Genomic DNA, 25623 nt, shown 5'->3' with positions numbered 1-25623 from the left:
GCATGGAGGAGGTGGCAACGATGGAGATCTTCACGATGACGACGGTTTCGCCGATGCCGCTGACCCGTGCCTGCACTCCGTCCGCCACGCTGCCCGCCGCCGCCGCCGTTCCGGTGCCGGTACTGGCTGCCGAGCGGGCTCCGGTTTCGCGGGTGCACCAGGCCTCCGTCCAGGCCGAGCTGGGCATGGCACGGCAGCTCCGCGGCATCGAAGGCACCACTGGGTTCAAGGGCAGCAATGTCTCCGTCAGCAAGCGCTACACGGATGGTGGCAGCGGTGTCCCGCCTCGAGGAAGGCCGGTCTGATCAACAGACCTCCGGCTCACCTCGAGGCCGCGGAACCCCTAACCGGGATCCGCGGCCTTAATTTTTTGCCGGCTCACCGGCCGGATGCACGACCTGCATGGCGATCCAGAAGATCGATCGAAGAGAGAGGTGACCGGGCTTTATGAGTCTGGCGCTGGCCCCACTCGACGTGAGCGTCGAGATCGAGGCAAACCTGCCCTGTCGGAAGTTCGACCCGGACCTGTGGTTCTCCGACTCCCCGGCCCAGCTGGAACTGGCCAAGTCGCTCTGCGGGGACTGCCCGCTGCGCGTCGAGTGCCTGGCCGGCGCGGTCGAGCGCAATGAGCCCTGGGGTGTCTGGGGCGGCGAGATCTTCGAGCGCGGCGCCGTGGTTCCGCGCAAGCGGCCGCGTGGCCGTCCTCGCAAGGCCGACGTGGCGCGCGATGCCGAGCTGGCCCACGAGGTCGAGGAGCGGCTCGCCGCGAACGGACTCGACTCCCGCAACGCCGTCCGCCTGGCGGCCTGACATGACCACCCTCCCCCGCAACGGAAAGCAGACGATCGCGATGTTCTCGAACGGAGAAACCAGGATGAGACTCCTCCAAGTGGCGCTGTCACGTGCACGAATGCGTCGGCCTCAGAGTGACTACACACCTGAGGCACACCGTCCCGCCCGCCTGGTAGCCATGGAGGCCCGTCACACCGCCTCCCGCGAACTCTCGGGCCGGCTTTACTGATCACTTCTTGCAGTCCACGAGGCCCGTCCGCTCCGCGCGGACGGGCCTCTCGCCCTTCCCGGCTACCGTCACATCGGTGGTACTCCCGCGCTTCGCCGCCATCCGGCCCACCGCAGTCCTGCCCTGCGCCACCGCCGCCGACGTCATCGCCGCCCTCGGCAGGGCCCGCGACGGCGGGCATGCAGTGGCCGTGCGCGGCGGCGGGCATTGCTTCGCGGGTCGCTCCAGCAGCACCGGCGTGGTCATCGACACGAGCCCGATGGCCGGTGTCGAGCTCGAGGGAAACCGGGCAGTGATCGGCGCCGGCACCCGCCTGGCCGAGGTGTACGACGCCCTCGCGGCGAGGGGTCGGACCGTTCCGGCCGGGTGCGGGCCGACCGTCGGCATCGCCGGTCTGACCCTGGGCGGCGGGCTCGGCATCCTCGGACGCCGGCACGGCCTCACCTGCGACAGCCTCGTGGCCGCCCGGCTCGTGCTCGCCGACGGGCGAGTGGTCGAGGCCGACGACGACCTGCTGTGGATGCTGCGGGGCGGCGGCGCTCCGGGCGTGGTGTTGTCGCTGACCTTCGAGACCGTGCCGGCCCCCGACTCGACCGCGTTCCGGCTCACCTTCCCGGCGGCCGCGGCCACCGAGATCGTCGATGCCTGGCAGGACGCGTTGCCGGCCCTGGACGACGCGACAGCGCCGAGCCTGGTGGTCACGGCTCCGCCCGACCCGGAGCTGGCACCCGTCGTGACCGTGTTCGGTGCCGCGCTCAGCACCGCCGCGGTGGACGACCTGATCCGGCAGCTCAGGGTGGCACCCGTGTCGGACGACCGGCAGGCCGGCACCCACCGCGCGACCAAGCGGTGGCTGGCCGGGGACGACGTCCCGGACGGCCGATTCGCGTACCTGCACTCGGAGTACTTCCGTGCGCCGGTGCCGGCGGCCGAGGTGATCGCCCGCCTGGTCGCCGACCGCCGGCCCGGTGAGGAGCGGGAACTCGACTTCACACCGTGGGGTGGCGCCTACAACCGGGTGCCGCCCGACGCCACCGCGTTTCCACACCGCGATGCGCTGTTCCTGCTCAAGCAGACGGCGGTGCTGGCGCCGGGCCGGAAGCCGAGCCGCTGGCTGGACGAGTCGTACGCGCTGACGCGCCCGTTCGGCACCGGCGGCGCCTATCCGAACTTCCCGGAACCCGGGCTGCCCGACCGGGCCTACTTCCTCGCGAACACCGCCCGGCTCCACCGGCTGAGATCTGCCTACGATCCCTCCGCGGTGTTCACGCCGCCGCCTGCTTGAGACGCCCGAGCCGGCTCAGGCCTGTGCGGACAGGAAGACCCGCGCGGCGGCGCTGAGATGGCCCGGGTCGTCGACGTGGCAGAGCTCGCGCGCCGAGTGCATCGACAGCAGCGGCACGCCCACGTCGAGCGTCGGGATGCCGATGCGCGCCGCGGTGATCGGGCCGATCGTCGAGCCGCACGGCACGGAGTTGTTCGAGACGAACTCCTGGTACGGCACCCCGGCGGCCGCGCACGAGCGGCTCCACAGGGCAGCGCCGACCGCGTCGGTCGTGTAGCGCTGGTTCGCGTTGATCTTCAGCAGGGGGCCGCCGCCGGCGACCGGGCGGTTGACCGGGTCGTGGCGCTCGGGCCGGTTGGGGTGCACGGCGTGGCCGGCGTCGGACGACAGGCACCACGAGCCGGCGATCGCGCGCGCCAGGTCGGAACGGTCGCCGCCGAGCCCAGCCGTGACCCGCTCGAGCACGTCGGCGAGGAACGGGCCGGCCGCGCCCGAGCGGGTCTCCGAGCCGATCTCCTCGTGGTCGAAGGCGGCCAGCACCGCGATCGCGTCGGTGGGCTCGGCCGCGAGCAGGGCGACCACGCCGGCGTGCACCGAGGAGAGGTTGTCCAGGCGCGGCGACGCGAACAGGTCGACGCCGAAGCGCGCCGGGGCGGCGCTGTCCACGGTGATGATGTCGTAGCCGGCCACGTCGGCGCTCGACACCCCGGCCAGCCCCGCGAGGTGACCCACGACATCGGCGGTCTCGGGGCCGCCCACGCCCCAGATCGGCTGCACCTCGCGCTGCTTGTCGGGCGCGAACGAGTCGTTCACCGCGCGGTCGAGGTGGATCGCCAGGTGCGGGATGCGGGCGAACGGTCCGGTCCGCACCAGGTGGGCCGTGCCGTCGCGGTGCACGATCCGGCCGGCGAACTCCAGCTCGCGGTCGAACCAGGACGTGACGATCGGGCCGCCGTACACCTCGACCGCCGCCTGCAGCCAGCCGAAGGTCACCGTGGACGGCTTGGGCTTCAGCTTGAAGCCGGGGGAGTCGGTGTGCGCGCCGAGAACGCGGTACGGGGTGCCGCGACCCGCCGTGGACGGCAGCGCCAGCGCGATGACCGAGCCGTCGCGCACGACCAGCAGACGAGCCCCCGGGCGTACGGCCTCGGTCCAGTCCGCCGTCTCGTCCAGCGTCACGTAACCGGCGTCGCCCAGCCGCCGGGCCACCTCGGCGGCCGCGTGGTAGGAGCTCGGCGACGCGGAGACGAACGCGGCCAGGTCATCGATGTGGGCAGAGGCGTCCATCCGCCCATCAGATCATGTCGCCGGACCGCCCGGCGATCACACCACCGGCGCGAAGCCCGGCAGCCACTTCTCCAGGATCGAGCGGTACGGCGCCTCGGCCTCGAGCTGGCTGAGGACCCCGATCGAGCCCAGCGTGACACGGTGGATCAGCAGGTACGACGGTGGCAGGTTGAGCTTGCGGCTGAGCTGGTACGCCGGGGACCGCGGGGCGCTGAGCCGGGTGGCCTCGCCGCGCAGCCACGCGCGCGTGAAGCGGAAGCTGTCGACCGCGACCGGCTCGATCATCGGGCGCAGGAAGTCGAGCACGGCCTGCGCGTCGATCTCGTCGTCGGGCTTGATGAACCCCTCGTCGCGCAGCCCGTCGACGACCGCCTGCGCGTCACCCTCCAGCGCGAGGCGCACCAGCCGGCCGATCGGTTCGGGGTGCCCCTCGGGCAGCCGGGCGACCGCGCCGAAGTCGATCACGCCGAGGCGGCCGTCGGGCAGCATCCGGAAGTTGCCCGGGTGGGGGTCGGCGTGCAACAGGCCCGAACGCGCGGGCGCCGAGAAGTGCAGGACCGCCATCAGCCGGCCGGCCTCGTCGCGCTCCTCGACCGTGCCGTCGGTGATCACCTTGGCCAGCGGTGTGCCCTCGACCCACTCGGTGACCAGCACCCGCGGCGCCGATGCGATCACCCTGGGCACGTAGATCTCCGGGTCGTTCGCGTACGCCTCGGCGAAGGCCCGCTGGGTCTCCGCCTCCATCGCGTAGTCGAGCTCCTCGGTGATGCGGTCCCGGAGCTCGGCGAGCAGCGGCTTGATGTCCATGCCCGGCTGGATGATCTTGAACATGCCGGCCAGGCGGGAGAGCTGCTTGAGGTCGGCGAGCAGGGCCTCCCCGGCGCCCGGATATTGCACCTTCACCGCGACGGGCACGGTCTTGGGCTTGGCGTTCTTGCGCGCCGGCGGAAGCTTCCACACCGCGCGGTGCACCTGCCCGATGCTGGCCGCTGCGGCCGGGCTGTCGTCGAACTCGGCGAACCGGTCGCGCCAGTCCGGGCCGAGCTGCTCGGCGAGCGCCTTGTGCAGGCTCGCCACCGGCATGGGCGGCGCGGCCTCCTGCAGCTTGGTCAGCGCCTGGCGGTAGGGCCCGGCCATCTCCTCGGGCAGCGCGGCCTCGAAGACCGACAGCGCCTGCCCGAACTTCATGGCGCCGCCCTTGAGCTGGCCCAGCACGCTGAAGAGCTGCTCGGCCGTGCGCCGCTGAATGTCCTCCGAGATCACATCGGAGGCGATCCCGACGGCTCGCTTGCCGAGGCCCAGCGCGGTGCGTCCCGCGAACCCCAGCGGAAGCGCGGCCAGCTTGGCGGTGCGGGCCGCCGCACGCCGCGGTATATCGCTCACCAGATCATTGTGACCGAAGTCGAGCGGTACAACTGCCCGGCTGGACCCACTTGGCACTACTACACCCCAAAAGTCCGACACGAAATCTCCTCGAGTCCTCCACCCGATCAAGCCCGGTGAGCCGCCCGACCAAGGCGGGGAGCCGCCCGATCAAGGTGGAGAGCCGCCCCATCAAGGTGGGGGAGCCGCGCAGCGAAGGACCGGGGAGCACGCGGCGCAGGGCCGGGGAGCCACGCGGCGCAGGGCCGGGGAGCCATGCGGCGCAGGGCCGGGAGCCACGCGGCGCAGGGCCGCCAGCCGCGCGGCGCAGTGCCGCCGAGCCGAGCGGCGCAGGGCGGTGAGCCGGGGCTGCCATGGGGTGGCGCGCGGTGACTCGAGGCTGGACGAGCGCAGTGCTCCTACCTGGCCGTCGAGCAGCGTCTGAGGGCGTGTGGCCGTTGGGCCGGCTTGGGTGTTGGGCGGCGTGGGGTGGTGGGACGGCGTGGGGCGATATTGCGACGTGGGCTCAGCCCGGTGGCGTGAGCTGCCGGACTTCGTGTTTGGTCGGACGGCGTCCGCGGCCGGGCGGCGCGGTGGTCAGGGGCGTGACGGGTGGGTGGCGTAGGGCGGTCGGGTGGTCGGCAACGGCGGTGCGAGCTCATGGTTCGTGCTCGGAGGCCGGTGCGTCGATGGCGATTGGGGGATGGGCGCTGGCGGAGGGCGGCGAGGTCGCGGGCGGTCGTCAGGGCGAGGCGGCGGTCGGGGGATGAGCGCCGCGGAGGGCGGCGAGGTCGGCGGGCGGTGGTCGAGGCGAGGTGGCGGCGGTTGGGAGATGGTCGGCGGGGGACGGCGAGGTCGGCGGAGGGTGGTCAGGGTGGGGGACGGCGGCGGGGGCGGGAAGGGCCGCAGGTGCACTCGGGGTGGGGAGTCCAGGTGCGGCGGCGTAGGCGGGAAGGGGAGGTGATCTCGGTGGAGACGCCGAGGGTCTCGGGGGCGCCGCCGTCGATGAAGGTCAGGGACTGTTCGACGGCGTAGGCGGTGGCGGCCAGCAGCGTGGCGACCGTGCAGGGCTCGGGCGTCGTCCGCACGGGGTGGCCGGGCCACGAGGCGTCCCGGTCGCGGCGGTGCAGGTCGAGGCACGCCAGGCACGGGCCGCCGGAGGGTGGCACCAGCGGGCCAATCACGGCGGCGCCCTCGCGGACGGTCACGGCCAGGTGAGGCTGGCGGCGCTGCGCGTAGACGGCGGCGAGCAGCGGCACCGGCCGGTCCGGGTCGAGCTGGATCACCAGCGTGGCCGGCCGGCCGCGTACGCCCCCGGTCTGGACGCCCGGCGCTCGGCGCGTGAGCGCGGCCGCGACCGCCTCGTCGCGCGCGATGCCGATGTCGGAGGCGCGCAGCGGGCCCGCGGCCAGCTCGCCCGGATGGACGCGCCCCGGCATCTCGGGCTGCACGTGCCCGACTCCTGCCTCGGCGAGCGCCACCGCGATCGGCGCGCCCAGTCGCCCGTGCCCGCTGACCACCACCCGCGCGGCCCGGCGCCGGCGTAATCGGACGGCGGGGGTCGGCGACCCGTCGGCGCGCAATGCCAGCACGGCCGCCTCGCCGCTGAGCCGCGCGCGTGTGGCCGACGGCGCGTCGGAGGGCAGCAGAGCGGCGGCGGGCACGGCCAGGCCTGCGGTGCTGAGGGTGTCGAGCAGGGCCCGCGCGTCGTCGGGCGATACGCCGCGCTCGGCGGCGTCGAGCAGCACCACCCGCTCGGGGCGGCTGCCGTCGAGCAGGTCGAGCAGGCAGGCGGCGCGCGGGTCGGGCAGGCGGATCACGACGGCACGGGCCGGATCGGTGCCCAGCTGCAACTCGTGGGTGTCACGCCAGAGGCGGGGGAGTCCGGGGATGAGCGTGGGGCGGTTCACGCATCACAGGATGTCACCATAGCGATGCGGAGCGGATTGGTTGTCCACAGGCGCGGACGGTCCGCGACACGGGCTGTCCACAGGATCAGCCGAGTTATCCACAGGGACGGAGCGTCGTCCACAACTTACTCAACGTGCCGCTCCGGGGCCGGACACGCGGCCCGGAGGTAATGCACCGGGGAGGGCGACGTGCCCTCCCCGGGTGGGTGAACGGCCTTGCCGCAGGCTTGTGCTTGGCCTAGTGGGGCGAAGCCGGCGGGGCCGTCCGGGTCAGGCCTTGGCCTTGCCCAGGATGCGGTTCACCGTCGTACCGCAGACCGGGCACTTGCCCTTGGCCATGTTCATGCCCGTCTTCGAGACCTCGACGGTGCCCTGGAAGTCGCGCTTCTCCTTGCACTTCACGCAGTAGCCGTTGTACGTGTTGTCGGCCACGGTTCCTCCTCGTCATGTTGTCGGCCGGGGTCGGCCCGTGCCTGCTCGCGATGGGCAGGCCGCGACCTGTTTTCGGCGCTGGACCGCTCCGAGACCACGCGGACGTGGCCACCCTTGGCAAGGCGACCACTACCCAGGTCAGGCCAGTTCCATGTCAGCGCGGCGTCGGCGGGTGTCGCCGACGACGTGAGTGTGCCCGCCCGAATCGCCCTTTTTGGGATGTTGTGGCGCAACACGCCGTGGGGAGCACCAAACGGGCAGGAACGGGACGCTGAGCAACGGCGGCGACGGCCCCGTATGGTGAGGCGGAGAGCGGCCCGAAAAATTTTTCGGTATTTCGCGGACGAAGCGCACATATCCGGCGCGTGTCATCGTGCGTACTCTTGCGGTGACACGGGTCTCACGGATTAGCGTTCCTTCGTGAACCCAAATCTGGGCCACGCGAGCCGGTGATGACCCGGACGCGCAAGCCTGTCGTGGAAGTGCGGCGCAGCCAGCGCCGCCGTCGCACAGTGTCCGCGTACCGTGATGGTGAGCGCGTGGTCGTGCTCATCCCCGACCGGTTCTCCCGCGCCGAGGAGACCGAGTGGGTCGAGCGGATGCTGGCCCGCCTGGCCGCCCGTGAGGAGCGCATCCGTCGCACCGACGACGAGCTGCTGAGCCGGGCCCGCCGCCTCACCCACCGTTACCTGGCCGACCACGCCCGGCACGTCCAGCCGGCGAGCGTGCGCTGGGTGACGAACCAGAACGGCCGCTGGGGCTCCTGCACGCCCGACGACGGCACGATCCGCATCTCGCACCGCATCCAGGAGATGCCCGACTGGGTGATCGACTACGTGCTGCTCCACGAGCTGTCGCACCTGGTCGTGCCCAGCCACAACGCGCACTTCTGGGAGCTGGTCAACCGATACCCCAAGGCGGAGCGGGCCCGCGGCTACCTCGAGGGCATCTCGGCGGCGACCGGCCTGGTGCTTGCCGACGACTGACCGGCGTCAGCCCCCGAGCAGCGCCCGCGTGTTCTCCCAGCCCTCCAGCGCCGGGTCGAGGCTCGCCAGCTCGGCCGGCCCGCGCAGCCTGCGCCACTCCGGCGTGGAGGACACGTCGCCCGGCTTCGGAGCGCCCCGGCGGACGACCTGCGCGCTCGCCGTGTCGAAGTCGTGGTCGGCCAGCCACGACGGCGCCGGAAGGCTGGTGGCCAGGCCCAGCAGCCCGTTGCCCGGCCCACCGGGGGCCACGGCGACCGCCTTGCTCTCCAGCGGCCGCAGCAGCTTCCCGAGGATCATCCCGGGTAGGTCGGGTGCGTCGGCCGCGATCACCGCGGCCTGCTCGAACCCGTCGGTCGAGGCCGCCGCCAGCACGGGCAGGAACGTCGCCGTCGGCACCTCGTAGATCCGCATGCCGGGCCAGGCGATCTCCTTGGCGAGCTCCAGATCGTCAGCCGTGGCCGCGATGGCCGCCTCGGCCTGCGCGAGCCGGGCCAGCAGGTCGACCACGTCCTCGGCGAGCGCGGCCCGCCAGGCGCCCAGGTCGACGCCCGGCGGACTCCACGTCACCGGCACGAGCAGTGCCGCGACCAGCCGGCGGGTCACTCCTTCTCGTCGTCGTTCTTGTCGAGGTCGTCGAGCTCGCTGATGTCCCAGTCGAGGCTGCTCTGCGCGAAGACCTGCGGGTTCGCGAAGTCCTCGTCGGTGGGCAGCAGGTCGGGGTGCCCCCACAGCGCGTCGCGGCCCTGGATGCCGCGGTGCTCGGTGACCGCGGCCCACAGCGCGCCCGCCTCCCGCAGGCGACGGGGACGCAGCTCGAGGCCCACGAGCGCCGCGAACGTCTGCTCGGCCGGGCCGCCCGCCGCACGCCGGCGCCGGAACGCCTCGCCCAGCTGCACCACGGAGGGCAGGCGGTCGCCGGCCGCGTTGTCGACGACGTGACCGACCCAGCCCTCGATCAGCGCGAGCGCCGTCTCGAGGCGGGACAGGCTCGCCTTCTGCTGGGGCGTGTCCTCGGGCGTGAAGATGCCCTCGAGGGCCATGGCCTGCATCGACTCCGGGTCGGACGGGTCGACGCGGCTCATCGCCTCCTCGATGGCCTCACGGTTGACGGTGATGCCGTTGGCGTACGTCTCCACGGCGCTCAGCACGTGCGCCCGCAGCCACGGCACGTGGCCGAACAGCCGCTGGTGGGCCGCCTCGCGCAGCGCCACGTAGAGGCGTACCTGGTCCTCGGGGATCTCCAGACCGTCGCCGTACGCCTTGATGTTGGCCGGCACGAGCGCGGCGGTGCCGCTGGGGCCGAGCGGCAGGCCGATGTCGCCCGCCGAGAGCACCTCGGCCGCGAGCTGGCCCAGCGCCTGGCCGAGCTGCCCGCCGAACAGCGCCCCGCCCAGGGTCGCCACCATCGACTGCATCGGGCCGAGCTGGGCCTTGGCCTCGTCGGGCACGAGGTCGCCCATGGCGCCCACCATGCGGCCAGCGATCGGGTCGCACAGCTTCTTCCACACGTCGAGCGTGTTGTAGATCCACTCGTTGCGGTTCCACGCGGACGCCAGCCGGATGCCGCTGGGCAGAGCCGAGGCGGGATCGAGCCAGAGGTCGGCGAGGCGCAGCGCCTCCTCGACCTGGTGGCGCTCGTACATGTTCACCGACGGGTCGCCGGCGGCGGACAGCTGGCTCGCGGCGACCTGGCGGGCGAGGTCCCAGTTCACGGGCCCGCTGCCGGGGCCGGCGAACATCTGCTGCAGCTGCGCCATGAACTGCTGCATCTGCTGCGGGTCGGAGGGGTCGGGCGGCTGGGCGCCCGGCAGGGAGAAGCCGAACGGGATATCAGGCACGTGGTCAACCGTACGCGCGAAACGCCCGCTCCGGACCGATGGCGGTGTCAGCTCAGAGAGAACTCAGGGAGGGGCGATAGTCTCTCGCGCATGAGACGTCGTGGTGTCACCGTAATCCTCGGCGCCCTGATCACCGCCCTGCTGGCAGTCGGTGTCATGGCCGCACCGCTGCCCTATGTCGTGCTCAAGCCCGGTCCGACGGTGAACACGCTCGGTTCGGACAACGGCACCGAGGTGATCCAGGTGACGGATGCGAAGACCACGACCTCGGCCGGGCAGCTGCGGCTGACCACGGTCAACGTGCAGTCGCAGGTGGAGCTGGTCTGGGCGATCAGCAGCTGGTTCAGCTCGTCCGACGCCGTCGTGCCGCGCGAACTGATCTATCCGCCCGACCGCACCGAGAAGCAGGTCGAGCAGCAGAACGCCGAGGAGTGGACCGCCTCGCAGGACAGCGCCACCACGGTCGCCCTGACCAAGCTGGGCTATCCGGTGCAGACCGTGGTCAAGAAGGTGACCGCGGGCGGCGCCGCCACCGGTGTGCTGCAGGCCGGCGACGTGATCACGGCCGTCGACGGCACCAAGGTCGACAGTCCGGCCAAGCTCACCGAGCTCGTCCGCGCCAAGCCGGCCGGCACCGCGCTCACCATCGCCTACACGCGCGCCGGCAAGGCCGCCACCGCCAAGATCACGACGAAGTCCGCGGCCGACGACAACACGCCGCGGCTGGGCATCGAGATCGACCCGAAGCAGAACCCGCCCTTCAAGGTCTCGATCGACCTCGACAAGATCGGCGGTCCCAGCGCGGGCCTCATGTTCACCCTCGGGATCATCGACAAGCTCAAGCCCGAGGACCTGACCGGCGGCAAGATCATCGCTGGCACCGGGACGATCGACGACAACGGCGCCGTGGGGCCGATCGGCGGCATCCCGCAGAAACTCGTCGGCGCCAAGAAGGCCGGCGCCCAACTCTTCCTCGTGCCCAAGGGCAACTGCGCCGAGGCCCTGCGGAACTCGGTCGACGGGCTCCCGATGGCCGAGGTGGCCACGGTGGACGACGCGCTCACCGCGTTGAAGACCTTCACCGGTGGCGGCACTCCCAAGCCGTGCTCGGCTGCGTGACAGATGACGTACTGTGAGACACCGGCCCGACTGAAATGTGGAGCCTCCGTTGGTTATGCGTAACAGCCCCCTACCGAGGATGAGCCGGCGCGGTCGCGTCACCGTCGGCGTCCTGGTCGGGGTCTTCCTTCTTTTCACGCTGCTCGGGTGGGGCATCGACGCGTACACCGATTACCTGTGGTTCAACGAGGTCGACTTCGTCAACGTCTTCTCCGGTGTCCTGCTCACCCGCCTCCTTCTCTTCCTCGTCATCGGCGTCCTGGTCGCGCTGATCATCGCCGCCAACCTCTATCTGGCCTACCGGCTGCGCCCGCTGCTGCGGCCGCACTCGGCCGAGCAGGCGACGCTCGAGCGCTACCGCATGATCATCGCGCCGCGGCTCGGCACCTGGATCACCGTCCTCACCGTGATCATCGGCTTCTTCGCCGGCCTCTCCGCGCAGGGCCGGTGGAAGGACTGGATGCTGTTCCGCAACGGCGGAACCTTCGGGATCAAGGATCCCGAGCACAACGTGGACGTCGGGTTCTACATCTTCGACTACCCGCTGCTGCGTTACGTGCTGGGCGTGGCGTTCACCGCGGTGGTGCTCTCCGTGCTCGGCGCGCTCGCCGTCCACTACATCTTCGGCGGCGTGCGCCTGCAGGGCGTCGGCGACCGGATGACCGCCGCCGCGCGCGCCCACCTGACAACGCTGGTCGCCGTCTTCGTGCTGCTCAAAGCGGTGGCGTACGTGCTGGACCGCCGGGCGCTGCTGCTCGAGCAGCACGTGTCGCCGGGCCTCTACGGCGCGGGCTACACCGACGTCAACGCGTTGCTGCCCGCCAAGGAGATCCTGGCGTACATCTCGATCGTCGTGGCGATCGCGATCATCGTGTTCTCCAACGCGGTCATGCGCAACCTCGTCTGGCCCGGCGTCTCGCTGGCCCTGCTCGCGATCTCGGCCGTGGCGATCGGCGGCATCTACCCGCTGGCGGTGCAGAACTTCTCGGTCAAGCCCAGCCTGAGCGAGAAGGAAGCGCCTTACATCAAGCGCTCCATCGAGGCCACCCGCTCGGCGTTCGGTCTGGAGAACACCCAGATCGCGCCCTACCGCGCGACCAACGTGGTCCCGCCCGCCGCGCTCACCCAGAACACCAGCGCCCAGAATGCGCGCCTGATCGATCCCCAGCTGGTGTCGCAGGCGTTCACCCAGTCGCAGCAGTCGCGCGGCTTCTACGACTTCGGCCGCAAGCTCGACGTCGACCGCTACACGATCGACAACAAGACCGCCGACTACGTGGTCGGCGCCCGTGAGATCAACGACGACAAGCTGACGCCTCAGCAGCGCAACTGGCTCAACCGGCACACCGTCTACACCCACGGCTACGGCCTGGTGGCGGCCTCGGCCAACCAGGTCTGCGGTGGCCTGCCGTTCTTCGTCTCCGGCTTCCTCGGCGACGAGGGCTCGCTCGGCTGCTCGTCCAAGACCGACGAGATCAAGGTCGAGCAGCCGCGGATCTACTTCGGCGAGCAGTCGACTGAGTACGCGATCGTCGGCCAGGAGGACCCGAACCGCAAGGTCGAGTTCGACCGGCCGCAGGAGGAGAACAACAACGCCGAGGAGCTCTACACCTACACGGGCTCGGGCGGCGTCGAGATCGGCTCGTTCTTCCGCCGGCTGGTCTTCGCGATCAAGAACACCGAGAGCAACTTCCTGCTCTCCGACGCGGTCAACTCCGACTCCAAGCTCATGTACATCCGCGAGCCGCGCGAGCGGGTGGCCAAGGTGGCGCCGTTCCTGACGATCGACGGCGACCCGTACCCGACGGTGGTCAACGGCCGGGTCACGTGGATCCTCGACGCGTACACCACCGCGGCGACCTACCCGTACGCCCAGAAGATCAACCTCGCCAGCGAGACCCAGGACGAGCTCACCGGCCAGGGCCAGTTCGCGCTGGCCCGCGACGACGTCAACTACATGCGCAACTCGGTGAAGGCGACGGTCGACGCGTACGACGGCACGGTCAAGCTCTACGAGTTCGACGAGAACGACCCGGTGCTCAAGGCGTGGAACAAGGCCTTCGGCGGTGACCTGATCATCCCCAAGGCCGAGACGCCCCCGGCGCTCGTCGCGCACTTCCGCTACCCGCAGGACCTGTTCAAGGTCCAGCGCAACCTGCTCACCCGGTTCCACGTCACCGACCCGCAGGCGTTCTTCTCCGGCCAGGACTTCTGGCAGGTGCCGAACGCGCCGGACGCCCCGTCGAGCAACCAGAAGCAGCCGCCGTTCTACCTGAACGTGCAGCTGCCCGAGCAGGACGAGACCCGCTTCCAGCTCACCGCCGGCGTCACCCCGGCCAACCGGGAGAACCTGGCCGCGCTGATCTCGGGCTCCTACGTCGACGACAAACCGGTGCTCGAGGTCCTCGAGCTGCCCGACCAGACGGTCACCCCCGGCCCGGTGCAGGTCCATCAAAAGATGACCAACAACGCGGCGGCGCGGCAACAGCTGAACCTGCTGTCGAACAGCGGGCAGAGCACGGTGCTCTACGGCAACCTGCTGTCGCTGCCGGTCGAGGGCGGCGTGCTCTACGTCGAGCCCGTCTACGTCAAGACGGGCAACCAGGAGAACGCGGCTCCGCTGCTGCAGAAGGTCCTCATGTCGTACGGCGACGGCGGCACGTACGTCGTGCTGGCCGACAACCTGAAGCAGGGCCTGGAACAGCTGGTGACGCAGGGCAAACAGGCCCAGAGCGGCAACCAGAACCAGAACCAGAACAACAACAGCCAGAACAACGCGCCGCCGCCGACCCTCAGCGGTCAGCTGGCGAACGCGGCGGCCGCCCTCGACAAGGCCATCGCCGACGTCCGGGCCGCCCAGCAGTCCGGCGACTTCGCCAAGTACGGCGAGGCCCTGGCCGCCCTGGACACCGCCATGACCAACTGGGAGAACGCCCAGCGCGCCGCCGGCGCCACGCCGGCTCCCAGCGGTTCCGCGGCGCCCTCGGCACCGGCCACGCCCGCCAACCCGTCACCCACACCCAGCGGCTGACCGACGCGTCCCGGTGACCCCCAGCGTGCTGCGGGTCACCGGGACCCGTTTTGCAGCCAACGCCCCGGTTGCGCTAGTGTTAACAGGCCGACGCGGGGTGGAGCAGCTCGGTAGCTCGCTGGGCTCATAACCCAGAGGTCGCAGGTTCAAATCCTGTCCCCGCTACGAGTCGAGGGGCCCTTGTCCGCGGAAAGCGCGGACCGGGGCCTCTTCGCATTTCTGCCTGGGGGCCGAGCCCCCAGACCCCACGGTGCGGTGGGGATGGGGTGGGCCGGTTGCGGTGGGTCCTGCGACTTCGTCGCGGTCGGGGTGGCGACTTCGTCGCAAACAAAACCCTCGGGTGTGGGCGCGACTGCGCGGCAATCGAACCTCGGGTGAGCGCGACTCGCGGTGCCCTGCCCGGCGCTCTGCCTGGAAATAAGAAAAGGCCCTGATCAGCATTGCGCTGAACAGGGCCTTCGTTTGTAGCGGGGACAGGATTTGAACCTGCGACCTCTGGGTTATGAGCCCAGCGAGCTACCGAGCTGCTCCACCCCGCGTCGGTAATTAGAGTCTACCGCGCCGGGTGGGGGGCGCCGCACAGGGGTCGCTGGCGTCGGGGGGCTAGGCGGTCAGTTGGGGGTAGAGGAGCGTCAAGTCGCCGGAGAGGGCGGCCTTGACGCGGCGGGTCACGTCGTCGACGAGGACCTCGGGGGTGTTGGACTCGATGCCGTCGAGGGCGGCCGTGGCGACGTCCGCGGGGAGGGACTTGGGGGCCTGGACGGCCTCGGTCATGTCGGTGTCCACGTAGGCGACGTGCAGGCCGGTCACCTGGATGTTGCGGGGGCGCAGCAGCAGGCGCAGCGAGTTGGTCTGGGACCACAGGGCGGCCTTGGAGGCGCTGTACGGGCCGCCGTCGGCCAGCCACGACAAAGCGGAATGGACGTTGAGGATGTGGCCGCCGCCGTTGCGCTCGATCACGGGGACGAAGGCTCGGGTGACCAGCAGCGGGCCGTAGAAGTTGGTGTCCAGGTCGCGGCGGATGTCGGCCAGCGGGGAGTCCAGGTAGGCGGCCCCAGCGGCGGCGCCGGCGTTGTTGATGAGGACGGTCACGTCGGAAGCCTCGGCGGCTGCGGCGGCGATGGAGGACTCGTCGGTGACCTCCAAGCGCAGCGGGACGGCGTCGGGGTGCGCGACCGTCCGGGGGTCGCGGGCGGTGGCGTAGACCTTGGCGGCTCCCCGTCGGAAGAGCTCGTCGACCAGGGCCTTGCCGATGCCGCGGCTGCCGCCGGTCACGAGGACGGTCGCGTTCTTGATCGCTGTCATGGGGAGCCTCCGCAGGAAACTGATCGGTTTCTCCGAAGGTAAAACGATCGGTTTTTCATGGGCAAGGCGATGTGACAGAGGAAACCGATCGGTTTCGCGGCGCGATAGAGTGGGGCCGTGAGTGATACACGGGAACGACTGCTCGACGCGGCGGCGGACCTCTTCTACCGGGAGGGCGTCGGCGTCGGTGTGGAGGCGCTGACCAAGGCGGCCGGGGTGTCGAAGCGGTCGATGTACCAGCTCTTCAGCAGCAAGGACGAGGTGGTCGCGGCCAGCCTCGAGCGGATCGGGCCGGGGTTCAACGCGAGCCTGTTGCCGCCCGACGAGGCGCAGGGCACGCCGCGGGAGCGGATCCTGCACGTGTTCCGGGTGCTGGACGAGGTGTCGGAGCAACCGGACTTCCACGGGTGCCCGTTCCTGGCGGCCTCGGTGGAGATCAAGGCGGCGGAACATCCCGCGCGCGAGGTGGCCCGGCGCTACAAGGACAAGCTCGCGAGCTTCTTCCGGCGTGAGGCGGAGGCCGGCGGGGCGGCCGAGCCGGAGCGGCTGGCGCGACAGCTGACGATGACCTTCGACGGCGCGAGCTCCTGGGCCGTGATGCACGGCGGAGGGCTGGACGGTCACGGCGTACGGATGGCGGAGGTCCTGCTCGACGCGGCCGGCGTGACCGGGAACTGAGAAAGGCCCGGCCGAAGCCGGGCCTTTCGATCAGCTCAGAATTGTCAGCAGTTGGTGTTGCCCGCGCCCTGCGAGGTCCACTTGCAGCTGTCGATCGTCTTGTTGGCGGCGGTGCGCAGGTACGCGGTGTCGCCGGTGTTGTTCCAGACGTAACCGGTCTTGCCGGCGCGGCCCCAGAAACGGTGGGTCGCGGTGTTGGTGCCCTTGCCGGTCTGGATGAAGACCGAACCGCTGGCGGGCAGGCTCAGGCTCGGGAACTTGTAGATGATGTTCTGCGCGTCCCGGACCGTCCAGCCGTTGAGGTTGATCGCGGCCTTGGTCTTGTTGGTGAGCTTGACCCACTCGGTGTTCAGGCTGCCGTTGCTGCCCGAGTCGGTGCCGGGGGAGTCGTACTGGATCTTGGTGAACTGGATCGCGCCGACGGCCGGGCCCGAAGTCGGGGGAGTCGTGGGCGGGGTGGAGGTGGAGCCCTGAACCCAGGTCGAGTGCGCCTCGGAGTAGTCCGCCCGCACGCCGTTGGAGGCGTCGGGGCCGACGTACGCCCGGTAGGTGTGCTCGCCGGTGGCCAGGCCCGTGAACGTGTGGCTGAAGGCAGCCTCGGAGCCGGCCGTCGTCGTGTTCGCGACGGTGGTCCAGGTGCCGCTCGCGCTCTGCTTCTCGATGCGCACCGGCAGGCCGGGCTGGGCCGGGATGGCCTCACCCTGCACGACAGCGGTGCCGGTCGAGGGCGAGGTCACCCAGGACGACACGGCGACCTTGCTGTAGACGGTGATGCGGTTGGAGACAACGTCGCCCTGGTGCACCTCGAACCAGAAGCCCGAGTCGAGCCAGCGCTTGATCGAGAACTTGCCCGCGGAGTCGGCGACAGCGGTGACGGGACCGCCGCCACCTTCCCAGTTGTCGGCCGGCTTCATGTCGTTGATGCCGATCGCCGTCTCCCAGAGGGTCACGGTCGAGCCCGGGTCGGCGGTGCCCGTCATGGTGAACTGGGCGTAGCCCTTCACCTCTTCGGGACCGGCCAGGGTGGGTTTGGCGGCCGCGGACGCGGGGACGGCAAGGGCGAACGACGCCGCAACCCCGAGTACGGCGGCCTTGGTCACAAGCCTGGAGATCATTTGCAGCAGTGTAGTGACTTGACGCAGTGCTTGTATGGCCCGGTAGGACAATTGGCCATAACCATCAGGACACCGATGAGGTTGTCTTGCGTCGATGACTTCCCGCGCCGTTCGGGCGATTTAGGTGGTCCACATTCTGTAAGACCGGTTCGTCGAGCGGGATACGGTAGCGGTAGGTGATTCCCTCGTCACGCACAACGAAATCGTCGGCATCCGGGCGGCGCCACGTCAGAATCATCTGACCGTACCGCTCGGCCAGCTTGACCAGGGCCGGGAAGTTGTCGACGTTCACGACCGGCTTCCCGGGCGGGCTCGCCATCGGCTCGACGTGCACCAGGAGCTGCGGATGGCGTCGCTCGATCTCCTCGCGCGTCCGCAGTGGTGTATTTCGACGGGTCAAGAAATAGACGGCGCCGACGAGTGCCGAAGCGGCCAGAAACGCCAAAATCGCGTACGAACGGGCGGCCGCGGCGTTCATGACTTTGTATCCGAAGATGGTGATTTCGCGTGCTTGGACGGCTGTGGCAGGAGTGGTCGCAGATGATGCGGAAAGGGAGCTGCCGTCGGCCGGAGCCATTTGCACATTGTTCATCTGCAGCCGCGTGCTGGCGGTGAAGGGGGCTAGCCCGTCGGAGACCACCCTGCTCCGCACCTCGATCATGAGCGGGTTGCCGGGCGTGACGCCGATGGCCCGGGCTGCGGCGTCGGCGCGGTCGCTCAAAGCCTGCAGGTTGAGGTTGAGGGTCCTTTGGTACGCGGTACCAGTAAAGCGGGTGGCGGGAACCAGCGGCATGGTCGTGTGCCAGCCGGTGCCGTTGGTCAGCTCGGCGGTGAGCTCGAAGGTGCCGCTCGGGCCCTCGTAGCGGGTGCGGAAGTCTACGTGGTTGGCCAGTTTCCGGAAGATTGGCTCGGGTGAGGTGACGGTGGTGCCGTCGTAGGCCGGGGAGCTCGGGACTTGGGCCGAGTAGGAAAAAGTCGTCGTCTGCGCTGGGCCCGGGGGTTTCGAGACGGTCTCGGTGATCGGCTTCATCCAGCCGGCTACGCCAAGGCCGAGCGTGAGAGCGGTCATCACGGTGGCGGCTACGACCAGAGCGCGGGCAAGAGGTGGCATGCGCTCGATGGTCTTGATGACCTCGGCTGCTTGAGCCCACGAGCCGCCTTGGCGAGACATGGCCTTCACTCTCTTCTTCCGGCGACCCCTTGGGATCTGGCGGCGAGTCAACGTTGCTGTCGTCCCACCGCCAACGATTAAGAACCCGATCATCCCCAACCCGGTCGGGCCAAGCACTGGTTTGAGCCAGAGGCCGCCCTTAGGAACGTGTAGGACGGGACGCCCAATCACCTCGGCGGCGGCTGGCCTCAATGGGTCAATCGATCTGTTGTTGTCGCCCTTCATGACGAAGCCTGTGTGAGCGTCTCCGCCGACAATGCGATGAAGGATCTTCTGTCCCGGGATTGAACCATGATAAGCGACGATCTGCCCTATACCGTAGGAATCGTCATGGATGACTATGACAAGGTCACCCTGGTAGTAGACCGGGTTCATGCTGATACCGCTGGTCACCACGTAGGACACGCGGTGGCTGAGGATCGCCCAACCGCCGATGGCCGTCACCAGAAGGATGACGGCCATGGCGGCAGAGCGTATTGCGTTGTTGCGAATGGCCTTCTCCTTACCTGTGCGGCTGGATACAGCCTCGCAGGTAAGAGACGGCCAGAAGCGGGCTTAGCTGACGGTGACGGTCATCGAGGTCAGGCCCGTGTAGACGCCAGTGTTAGCGGTGTGAGCGTTGTTGTTGTTCGCCGCGACGTTACACGTGATCGTTAGCGCCGCGATGGTACCGGCGCAGTGGAACTCGTCGGCTACTGGAGTGCCTCCGGAGTACGCGCCGCCAGCAGGAGTCAGTGCGACGCTGCGGCCGTTGCCTGCCGTAAAGGTAAGGGTCACAGTGTTGACCTGGGTCTTGGCGACCGTGTCGGCAAAACCGTACTGAATATCCGAGAGAACGGCACCAGACACAGTTTGGGTGATGGCACCGCCAACAACTTGCGGTGCGGCGGCGTTGCCGGTCACTCCAAGGCCCGTGCCTGTCAGTGCCGTGCTTCCGGCTGCGACAACGCCAGCTACCGCAACGCCGCCCAGAATCTGAAACAAGTTCCGCATGTATTGTTCCCCCCGTTGTTAGCCCTTGACACCTGATGAATCGACCCGCAGGTGGTTGCCGTGAAGTGCAGGCAGGTTGCTATCGCGATGGTCGGACAACACGTTGGTCGCAGGAGTTAGCAGGAGCCCGCGCCGGCCACGTCCGGCCCACGCGGAGTGATCTGGGACAGTGGCAGGGATGGCTGAACGGGAACTTCGCGCTGACTGCAGCCGGTGCGCGGCGCTCTGCTGCGTTGCGCCGGCCTTTGCCAAGTCTTCGGACTTTGCGATCAACAAGCCGGCCGGGACGCCGTGTCGCAACCTGGGTGGCGACTTCCTCTGCACGATCCATGAGCGGCTCGATCAGCGGGGCTTTCACGGGTGTGTGGTGTTCGACTGCTTCGGGGCGGGGCAGCGGCTCACCCAAGAGACGTTCGGAGGGCAGGACTGGCAGGCGCGGCCCGAGCTGGCCGGGCCGATGTTCGCGGCGCTGCCGGTCATGCGGCAGCTGCATGAGCTGATGTGGTACGTGACCGAGGCGCTCAAGCTGGGCGAGGCGAAGCCCGTACACCCGAAATTGCGGGACGCCCTCGCCAAGACCGACCAGCTCGCGGCGGGATCGGCTGAGGAGCTGATGAGGCTGGACCTGGACGCGCACCGGAGCAGGGTGAACCCGCTACTGCAGCGGGCCAGCGAACTGGCGCGTGCGGGCATCAGGAACCGCATGGACCACCGCGGCGCGAACCTGATCGGGCGGAGGATGCGGGGCGCGGACCTGCGGGGGGCCAGTTTTCGGGGGGCGTTGCTGATCGGGGCGGATCTGCGCGACGCCGACCTGCGGCGGGCGGACTTCACGGGAGCGGACCTGCGCGGGACGGATCTTCGGGGCGCGGATCTGACCGGCGTGCTCTTCCTCACCGAATCACAGCGCCGGGCGGCCGTCACGGAGACAGCGATCGAAACACCTCAGCCCTAGGATGAGCGGCATGCAGGATGTGTCGGGTCTGGTGTGGGTGCTGACAGTTCTCGGCCTCGTGGGCCTGTTGCTCTTCGACTTCTTCTTCCACGTCCGCAAGGCGCACGTGCCCACCATCGGCGAGGCGGCCCGCTGGACGTCGATCTACGTGTCGATCGCCATCCTGTTCGGGCTCGGGGTGACCGTGTTCGGCGGCGGCCAGATGGGCACCGAGTACTTCGCGGGCTACGTGACCGAGGAGGCGCTGTCGGTCGACAACCTCTTCGTCTTCCTGCTGCTGCTCTCGAGCTTCAAGGTGCCCCGCGCCGACCAGCAGAAGGTGCTGCTCGTCGGCATCGTCGTGTCGCTGATCGCCCGCACCGGCTTCATCTTCCTGGGCTCCGCGCTGATCAACTCGTTCGCCTGGGTCTTCTACCTGTTCGGCCTGATCCTGCTGGTCACCGCCGGCAACCTGCTGCGCGAGCAGCACAGCGACGAGGAGCAGCCGGAGAACTTCATCATCCGGCTGGCCCGCCGGGTGCTGCGCACGTCCGACGAGTACGACGGCGACAAGCTGGTCACGTACCAGGACGGTCGCCGGGTGCTGACGCCGATGCTGCTGGTCATGGTGGCGATCGGCGGCACCGACATTCTGTTCGCGCTCGACTCGATCCCGGCGATCTTCGGCCTCACCCAGAACGTCTACCTGGTCTTCACGGCGACCGCGTTCTCGCTGCTGGGGTTGCGCCAGCTGTACTTCCTGATCGACGGGCTGCTCGACCGGCTGGTCTACCTCTCGTACGGGCTGGCGGCGATCCTGGCGCTGATCGGCGTCAAGCTGGTGCTGCACGCGATGCACGAGAACAACGTGCCGTTCATCAACAACGGCGAGTCGATCCACGTCGCGGAGATCTCCACGGCGCTGTCGCTCTCGCTGATCGTCGGCATCCTGTTCATCACCGTGGTCGCGTCGCTGCTCAGCCCCAAGGGGCGGGCGCAGACGTACGTGACCGCCGCCCGCCGGCACGCCAACGAGTTCCTCAGCATCGAGACCGACCCGGCGTACTGCGACGAGATCTTCCACCGCCTCCTGACCGAGGAGGCGCACCTCAAGAGCCTGCCCGAGAAGTACCGGGCGCGGATCCGCGCCGAGGACGAGCTCATGGAACTGCTGCAGAGGGCGCACAAGCTGCACGACGAGCGGGTCGCGAACGGGTCGTGCTTCGTCCCGGCCGGCGCGCCCCTGGCGAGCGGCACACCGCTGAAGAGCGCGGAGCAGTAGAGGGCGGCGCGTGCGGGGAAGCGCCCGCTAGGAGTTCGCGGGAAGACCGGGCCGCCCCGAGACGGCCCGGTCTTCTTCAGCCCTGGCGGTGGCTGCCCCGTCCGCTGCTGCCCACTTCGCCGTCGTAGCGCGCGGCGCTGCTGCGCCCACGGGCCGCGTTCCCGGCGAAGCGGGCTGCCGTGCGCCGGACCGACTCGGCCCGGTCGCTGATGTCGGATTCGCCGCCGTTGCCCGTTCCCGCTCGCGGCTGGGGAGCCGTGGCCGGCGGGACGTCGAGGTAGGCGGAGAGATTGGCCTGGTTCTCCGACTCGACGACGGGCCGGCCGCCGAGCGGAGCGGCGCCGCCGGCGACCAGGCTGGCCACGCGCGCGGCCAGCTCGGCGGCGCGGGCGTCGAGGTCGGGGTGCCCGTTGAGGGCGGTCTCGTCGGCGGGCCGGGCGGACCAGGCCTCACGCTGCGGGGTGGCGGGCGGTCCCGCCACGACGGGCGGGTAGGAGACCGTGGCGTATCCGGGGCGGGCGTCCTGCGCGGGCGCGGGGGTGGGCGCTTCCCAACCCGGCGCGGGCGAGGAGGGCGCCGCCGAGGGGGAGACGGCGGCGGGCGTGCCCCAGGCGGGGGAGGTCGGTGCCGGCGCGGAGGACGCGGCGGGGGCATCCCAGGCGGGAGCGGCGGTGGGGGCGTCCCAGGCGGGAGCGGCGGTGGGGGCGTCCCAGGCGGGCGCGCCGGAGGAAGGAGCGGGAGCCGCCGAGGTCGGGGTGCCGTACGTCTCGACCGACACGGAACCCAGCAACGACACCGTCTGGCCCTCGCCGCCCTGGAAATTGGTGAACTCGGGGCCGATCACGAGGCGGGACAGCATGCGGACCTGCAGCGCGGGGATGCCGAGCTGCGCGGCGTGCTCCACCCGGTAACGGGCGATGGCCTGGCGCAGCGTATTGGCGAGACGGTCGGCGTCACGCACGGTGGTGAGGTCGCCACCCGCGAACACCAGCGCGGGGAAGGTGCCGCCGGGGCCCGCGCACACGAGCTGGATCTGGGTGACGGTGGCCTGCCGGCCGGTCTCGCGGCTGCCGGGCTGCACGCGCAGGTGCTGCGGCCACGGCCAGCGCAGCTCGCCGGTGTCGGGCGCGCCGGGGCCGCGATAGAGCACCCGCTGGTCGGTGACGACGACCTCGGTCTCCTCGGGCAGGGTCCAGCGTGGGAGCGAGGCGGGCTCGTCGAACGCGTACTCCGCCACGGCGCACAGGCCGCTCCACAGGATGCGCTCGTCGGTGGCCGAGATCGAGTCGCGCAGGGCGGCGGGCGACGCGGGCGCCGCCGCGTCGGACGTGAAGTACTCGGGCATGTGTGGTCCCCCCACTGTCGCCGCGCCCCGATAACGCGACCGTTACCGATTACAACTGTGTGCCATCGCGCAAACAAGTCGGCAAGCGCGAATCACACGGGATTTCCTGACGTCAACCTGACAGGCCGAAAAAACTTGCACCTTCGGCCCAGTAGCAATTACGCACGGTTACCGAACAGGTGGGCGGGTGGGGGCGGTGAAGCGACGGCGACACTGTCCGTCACCGGTGCCGCGCCGCCGGCGAACCGGTCGAGGTCGGTCTCGACGCGCCCGGGGAACCAGTCGCCCGCGGCGCGCCGCACGAGCCCGTCGACCGGCGGCGGGGTCCGTCCGGCGATCACCACCAGGTTGCCGTACCGGCGGCCGCGCAGCACCCCCGCGTCGGCGACCAGGCAGGCCTCGGGCAGCACGGCGCGGATCGTGGCGACCTGCGCCCGCGCGTGCCGCAACGGCGGCCCGTCGGTGATGTTGACGACCAGGTGGCCGGCCGGGTCGAGCACCCGGGCCACCTCGCGTACGAACTCCACGGAGGTGAGGTGCGCCGGCGTGCGGGCGCCCGCGAAGACGTCGAGCACGATCAGGTCGTACCCGCCGTCGCGCATCCCCTCGACCGCGGCGCGCGCGTCCCCCACCCGTACGCGGATGGAAGCCTTGGCCGGAAGCGGGAGCGCGCGGCGCACGAAGTCGACGAGCGGGCCGTCGATCTCGACGACGCGCTGGGCCGAACCGGGCCGGGTGGCCGCGAGGTAGCGGGGCACGGTCAGCGCGCCGCCGCCCAGGTGCAGCGCGCGCAGGGGCTGCCCGGGCGGGGCGAGCAGGTCGATCGCCGCGGCCATCCGCCGTACGTACTCGAACTGCAGGTGGGTGGGGTCCGCCAGGTCGACGTGCGACTGCGGGGCGCCGTCGAGCAGCAGCGTGAACGCCGTGTCGCGGTCGGGGTCGGGCAGCAGCTCGGCCACGCCCGAGGCGACCGTCTCGACCACCCGTTCCGATCTCTTGCGCTGCGCCACGCAGCAAGTATCCCGGGTGCGATCGGGGAGCATCGCGCCGCAATCGCGACGGAGTGCTGGGTCACGGCCGACCTCGGAGAACGTGACCACGTCTGACCTTTTGCCCGCCGACCCGCTGCTGCATCTGCTGCGCCGGGCCACCTTCGGGCCCACCCCGGCGTCGGTCGCCGAGATCCGGCGGCTGGGCGCGTCCGCCTGGCTGGATCGCCAGCTGGCGCCCGCCTCGATCGACGACCCGGTGGGCGACCGGCTGACGGCCCGGCTGCCGTACGCGAAGCTCTCGATCGCGGGCGTACGCGCGAAGATCGCGGCCGGGCAGCTGAAGGAGCACGACTGGAAGCCGATGTGGCAGGTCGGCCATGCGGCCGTGGCCCGCGCCATCTGGAGCGAGCGGCAGCTGTTCGAGGTGATGGTCGACTTCTGGTCGAACCACCTCAACGTCACCTGCCCGGTCGGCGACGTCTGGCAGAGCCGCGCCGACTACGACCAGCTGATCCGCAGGCACGCGCTGGGCCGCTTCGCCGACCTGCTCAAGGCCTCGGCGCGGCACCCGGCGATGCTCACCTATCTCGACAACCGCTTCTCGACGCGGGCCGCGCCCAACGAGAACTACGGGCGGGAGCTGCTCGAGCTGCACACCGTCGGGCTCGCCTACACCGAGGCGGACGTCAAGAACGCGGCGCGGCTGCTGACCGGCCTCACCGTCGGCAAGGACACCGGGACCTACGTGTACGACTCCCGGCAGCACGCGGTCGGCGCGGTCAAGGTGCTCGGCTTCCGGCACGCGAACGCGACCGCGGCGGGCGGCGAGAAGGCGTCGCTGGCCCTGCTGGACTATCTGGCCCTGCACACCGCGACCGCGCGCCGGATCGTGACCAAGCTGTGCGTCCGGTTCGTCGCCGACGAGCCGCCGCCGGCGCTGATCACCCGGCTGGTGAAGGTCTACCTCGACCACCGCTCGGCGATCGTGCCCGTGCTGCGGGCGCTGTTCACCTCGCCGGAGTTCGCGGCGTCGATCGGCGCCAAGACGCGCACGCCGTTCGAGGACGTGGTGGCGACCGTCCGGGTGCTGGGCTACGGCCCCGAGCCGAGCGGCACCAAGGCGATCGAGAGCCTGTACTCGATGTGCCGCAACGCCGGGCAGGCGCCGCTGGCGTGGGCGCCGCCGAACGGCTACCCCGACGTGGCGCGGTCGTGGGCCTCGTCGTCGGGTCTGCTGGTGCGCTGGAACCTGCACCTGAGCCTGGCCGCCGGGTGGTGGCCGGCCACGCTCACCATGCCCGCGGCGCCGGTGAAGGAGTTCGTGGGCACGCTGCCCGCCACCCACGGCGCGCTGATCGACACGGTCGCGACCAGGCTGCTCGGCTGCACGCTGCCGCGGGACTCGGTCGAGGCGCTGGCCCGCTTCTTCGGCAGGACCGCGGCCTCGCCGCTCAAGCCCACCGACCCGGCCGTCGGCTGGAAGTTTCCCTACCTGATGGCGATGCTGCTCAACTCGCCGTCCTTCGCCCTGAGGTGA

General features: G+C 70.3%; 22 protein-coding genes and 2 tRNA genes. 11 read left to right on the top strand and 13 right to left on the bottom strand.

The features are described 5' to 3' along the window. The first annotated feature begins 20 nt into the window (after window positions 1-20). The 3 genes from ACSNN8_RS08300 (at window position 21) to ACSNN8_RS08290 (ending at window position 2306) form a co-directional block, all read left to right on the top strand. A complete protein-coding gene (locus ACSNN8_RS08300) occupies window positions 21-305 on the top strand; it encodes a hypothetical protein (protein WP_436648050.1) in 285 nt (94 codons plus the stop codon). 142 nt (window positions 306-447) lie between these two features. Beyond that, window positions 448-810, top strand: coding sequence for a WhiB family transcriptional regulator (locus ACSNN8_RS08295; protein ID WP_436648049.1), 363 nt, complete (start codon window positions 448-450; stop codon window positions 808-810). A gap of 287 nt (window positions 811-1097) precedes the next feature. Continuing rightward, window positions 1098-2306, top strand: a complete 1209-nt coding sequence (locus ACSNN8_RS08290; protein WP_436648048.1) for an FAD-binding oxidoreductase — start codon at window positions 1098-1100, stop codon at window positions 2304-2306. 15 nt (window positions 2307-2321) lie between these two features. On the opposite strand, the gene ACSNN8_RS08285 is transcribed toward ACSNN8_RS08290, so the two are convergent. From ACSNN8_RS08285 to ACSNN8_RS08270, 4 genes are all read right to left on the bottom strand, one after another. Then, the gene (locus ACSNN8_RS08285; RefSeq protein WP_436648047.1) at window positions 2322-3593 is read right to left on the bottom strand and encodes a M18 family aminopeptidase; all 1272 of its coding nucleotides are present in this window, start codon (window positions 3591-3593) and stop codon (window positions 2322-2324) included. 36 nt (window positions 3594-3629) lie between these two features. Beyond that, window positions 3630-4976, bottom strand: coding sequence for an ABC1 kinase family protein (locus ACSNN8_RS08280; RefSeq protein WP_436648046.1), 1347 nt, complete (start codon window positions 4974-4976; stop codon window positions 3630-3632). 848 nt (window positions 4977-5824) lie between these two features. Further along, window positions 5825-6865, bottom strand: coding sequence for a ThiF family adenylyltransferase (locus ACSNN8_RS08275; RefSeq protein ID WP_436648045.1), 1041 nt, complete (start codon window positions 6863-6865; stop codon window positions 5825-5827). Window positions 6866-7135: 270 nt separating this feature from the next. Next, window positions 7136-7297: a DUF5679 domain-containing protein gene (locus ACSNN8_RS08270; protein WP_015625326.1), complete on the bottom strand. Its 162-nt coding sequence runs from the start codon at window positions 7295-7297 to the stop codon at window positions 7136-7138. A 452-nt stretch (window positions 7298-7749) separates the two neighbouring features. On the opposite strand from ACSNN8_RS08270, the gene ACSNN8_RS08265 reads away from it, so the two are divergent. Continuing rightward, on the top strand, window positions 7750-8283 hold the full coding sequence (locus ACSNN8_RS08265; RefSeq protein ID WP_436648044.1) for a M48 metallopeptidase family protein: 534 nt from the start codon (window positions 7750-7752) through the stop codon (window positions 8281-8283). A 6-nt stretch (window positions 8284-8289) separates the two neighbouring features. On the opposite strand, the gene ACSNN8_RS08260 is transcribed toward ACSNN8_RS08265, so the two are convergent. Further along, complete coding sequence (locus ACSNN8_RS08260) at window positions 8290-8886, bottom strand: hypothetical protein (RefSeq protein ID WP_436648043.1); 597 nt, start codon at window positions 8884-8886, stop codon at window positions 8290-8292. After that, complete coding sequence (locus ACSNN8_RS08255; protein WP_436648042.1) at window positions 8883-10121, bottom strand: zinc-dependent metalloprotease; 1239 nt, start codon at window positions 10119-10121, stop codon at window positions 8883-8885. The genes ACSNN8_RS08260 and ACSNN8_RS08255 overlap by 4 nt, the downstream gene beginning before the upstream one ends. Window positions 10122-10211: 90 nt before the next feature. Here ACSNN8_RS08255 and ACSNN8_RS08250 point away from each other — a divergent pair, with 90 nt between their 5' ends. From ACSNN8_RS08250 to ACSNN8_RS08240, 3 genes are all read left to right on the top strand, one after another. Continuing rightward, window positions 10212-11240: a YlbL family protein gene (locus ACSNN8_RS08250; protein WP_436648041.1), complete on the top strand. Its 1029-nt coding sequence runs from the start codon at window positions 10212-10214 to the stop codon at window positions 11238-11240. Window positions 11241-11319: 79 nt separating this feature from the next. Beyond that, the gene (locus ACSNN8_RS08245) at window positions 11320-14271 is read left to right on the top strand and encodes a UPF0182 family membrane protein (protein ID WP_436648040.1); all 2952 of its coding nucleotides are present in this window, start codon (window positions 11320-11322) and stop codon (window positions 14269-14271) included. A 91-nt stretch (window positions 14272-14362) separates the two neighbouring features. Further along, window positions 14363-14436: transfer RNA gene (locus tag ACSNN8_RS08240), tRNA-Met, on the top strand. A gap of 300 nt (window positions 14437-14736) precedes the next feature. Here the strand turns inward: ACSNN8_RS08240 and ACSNN8_RS08235 are convergent. Next, window positions 14737-14810 (bottom strand) — tRNA-Met (locus ACSNN8_RS08235). A 64-nt stretch (window positions 14811-14874) separates the two neighbouring features. Continuing rightward, a complete protein-coding gene (locus ACSNN8_RS08230; protein ID WP_436648039.1) occupies window positions 14875-15576 on the bottom strand; it encodes an SDR family oxidoreductase in 702 nt (233 codons plus the stop codon). A gap of 117 nt (window positions 15577-15693) precedes the next feature. On the opposite strand from ACSNN8_RS08230, the gene ACSNN8_RS08225 reads away from it, so the two are divergent. Then, a complete protein-coding gene (locus ACSNN8_RS08225) occupies window positions 15694-16254 on the top strand; it encodes a TetR/AcrR family transcriptional regulator (protein ID WP_436648038.1) in 561 nt (186 codons plus the stop codon). Window positions 16255-16298: 44 nt separating this feature from the next. Here the strand turns inward: ACSNN8_RS08225 and ACSNN8_RS08220 are convergent, their stop codons facing one another. The 3 genes from ACSNN8_RS08220 to ACSNN8_RS08210 form a co-directional block, all read right to left on the bottom strand. Beyond that, window positions 16299-17369, bottom strand: coding sequence for a lamin tail domain-containing protein (locus ACSNN8_RS08220; RefSeq protein ID WP_436648037.1), 1071 nt, complete (start codon window positions 17367-17369; stop codon window positions 16299-16301). Window positions 17370-17433: 64 nt separating this feature from the next. Continuing rightward, the gene (locus ACSNN8_RS08215; RefSeq protein WP_436648036.1) at window positions 17434-19002 is read right to left on the bottom strand and encodes a DUF5305 family protein; all 1569 of its coding nucleotides are present in this window, start codon (window positions 19000-19002) and stop codon (window positions 17434-17436) included. 93 nt (window positions 19003-19095) lie between these two features. Continuing rightward, entirely contained in the window at window positions 19096-19443 is a 348-nt protein-coding gene (locus tag ACSNN8_RS08210; protein ID WP_436648035.1) for a hypothetical protein, read from the bottom strand. Between the two features lie 268 nt (window positions 19444-19711). Here ACSNN8_RS08210 and ACSNN8_RS08205 point away from each other — a divergent pair, with 268 nt between their 5' ends. Further along, window positions 19712-20488 (top strand): pentapeptide repeat-containing protein, encoded by a 777-nt coding sequence (locus ACSNN8_RS08205; RefSeq protein WP_436648034.1) that lies wholly within the window; start codon window positions 19712-19714, stop codon window positions 20486-20488. 10 nt (window positions 20489-20498) lie between these two features. Beyond that, window positions 20499-21749: a TerC family protein gene (locus tag ACSNN8_RS08200; protein WP_436648033.1), complete on the top strand. Its 1251-nt coding sequence runs from the start codon at window positions 20499-20501 to the stop codon at window positions 21747-21749. 76 nt (window positions 21750-21825) lie between these two features. Here ACSNN8_RS08200 and ACSNN8_RS08195 read toward each other — a convergent pair whose 3' ends face one another. Beyond that, entirely contained in the window at window positions 21826-23094 is a 1269-nt protein-coding gene (locus ACSNN8_RS08195) for a translation initiation factor 2 (RefSeq protein ID WP_436648032.1), read from the bottom strand. A gap of 158 nt (window positions 23095-23252) precedes the next feature. Then, on the bottom strand, window positions 23253-24104 hold the full coding sequence (locus tag ACSNN8_RS08190; protein ID WP_436648031.1) for a spermidine synthase: 852 nt from the start codon (window positions 24102-24104) through the stop codon (window positions 23253-23255). Window positions 24105-24186: 82 nt separating this feature from the next. On the opposite strand from ACSNN8_RS08190, the gene ACSNN8_RS08185 reads away from it, so the two are divergent. Further along, the gene (locus tag ACSNN8_RS08185; protein WP_436648030.1) at window positions 24187-25623 is read left to right on the top strand and encodes a DUF1800 domain-containing protein; all 1437 of its coding nucleotides are present in this window, start codon (window positions 24187-24189) and stop codon (window positions 25621-25623) included.

Source organism: Actinoplanes sp. URMC 104 (assembly GCF_051386375.1).
GTDB lineage: Bacteria > Actinomycetota > Actinomycetes > Mycobacteriales > Micromonosporaceae > Actinoplanes.
This window is presented reverse-complemented; position numbering and strand designations above follow the sequence as displayed.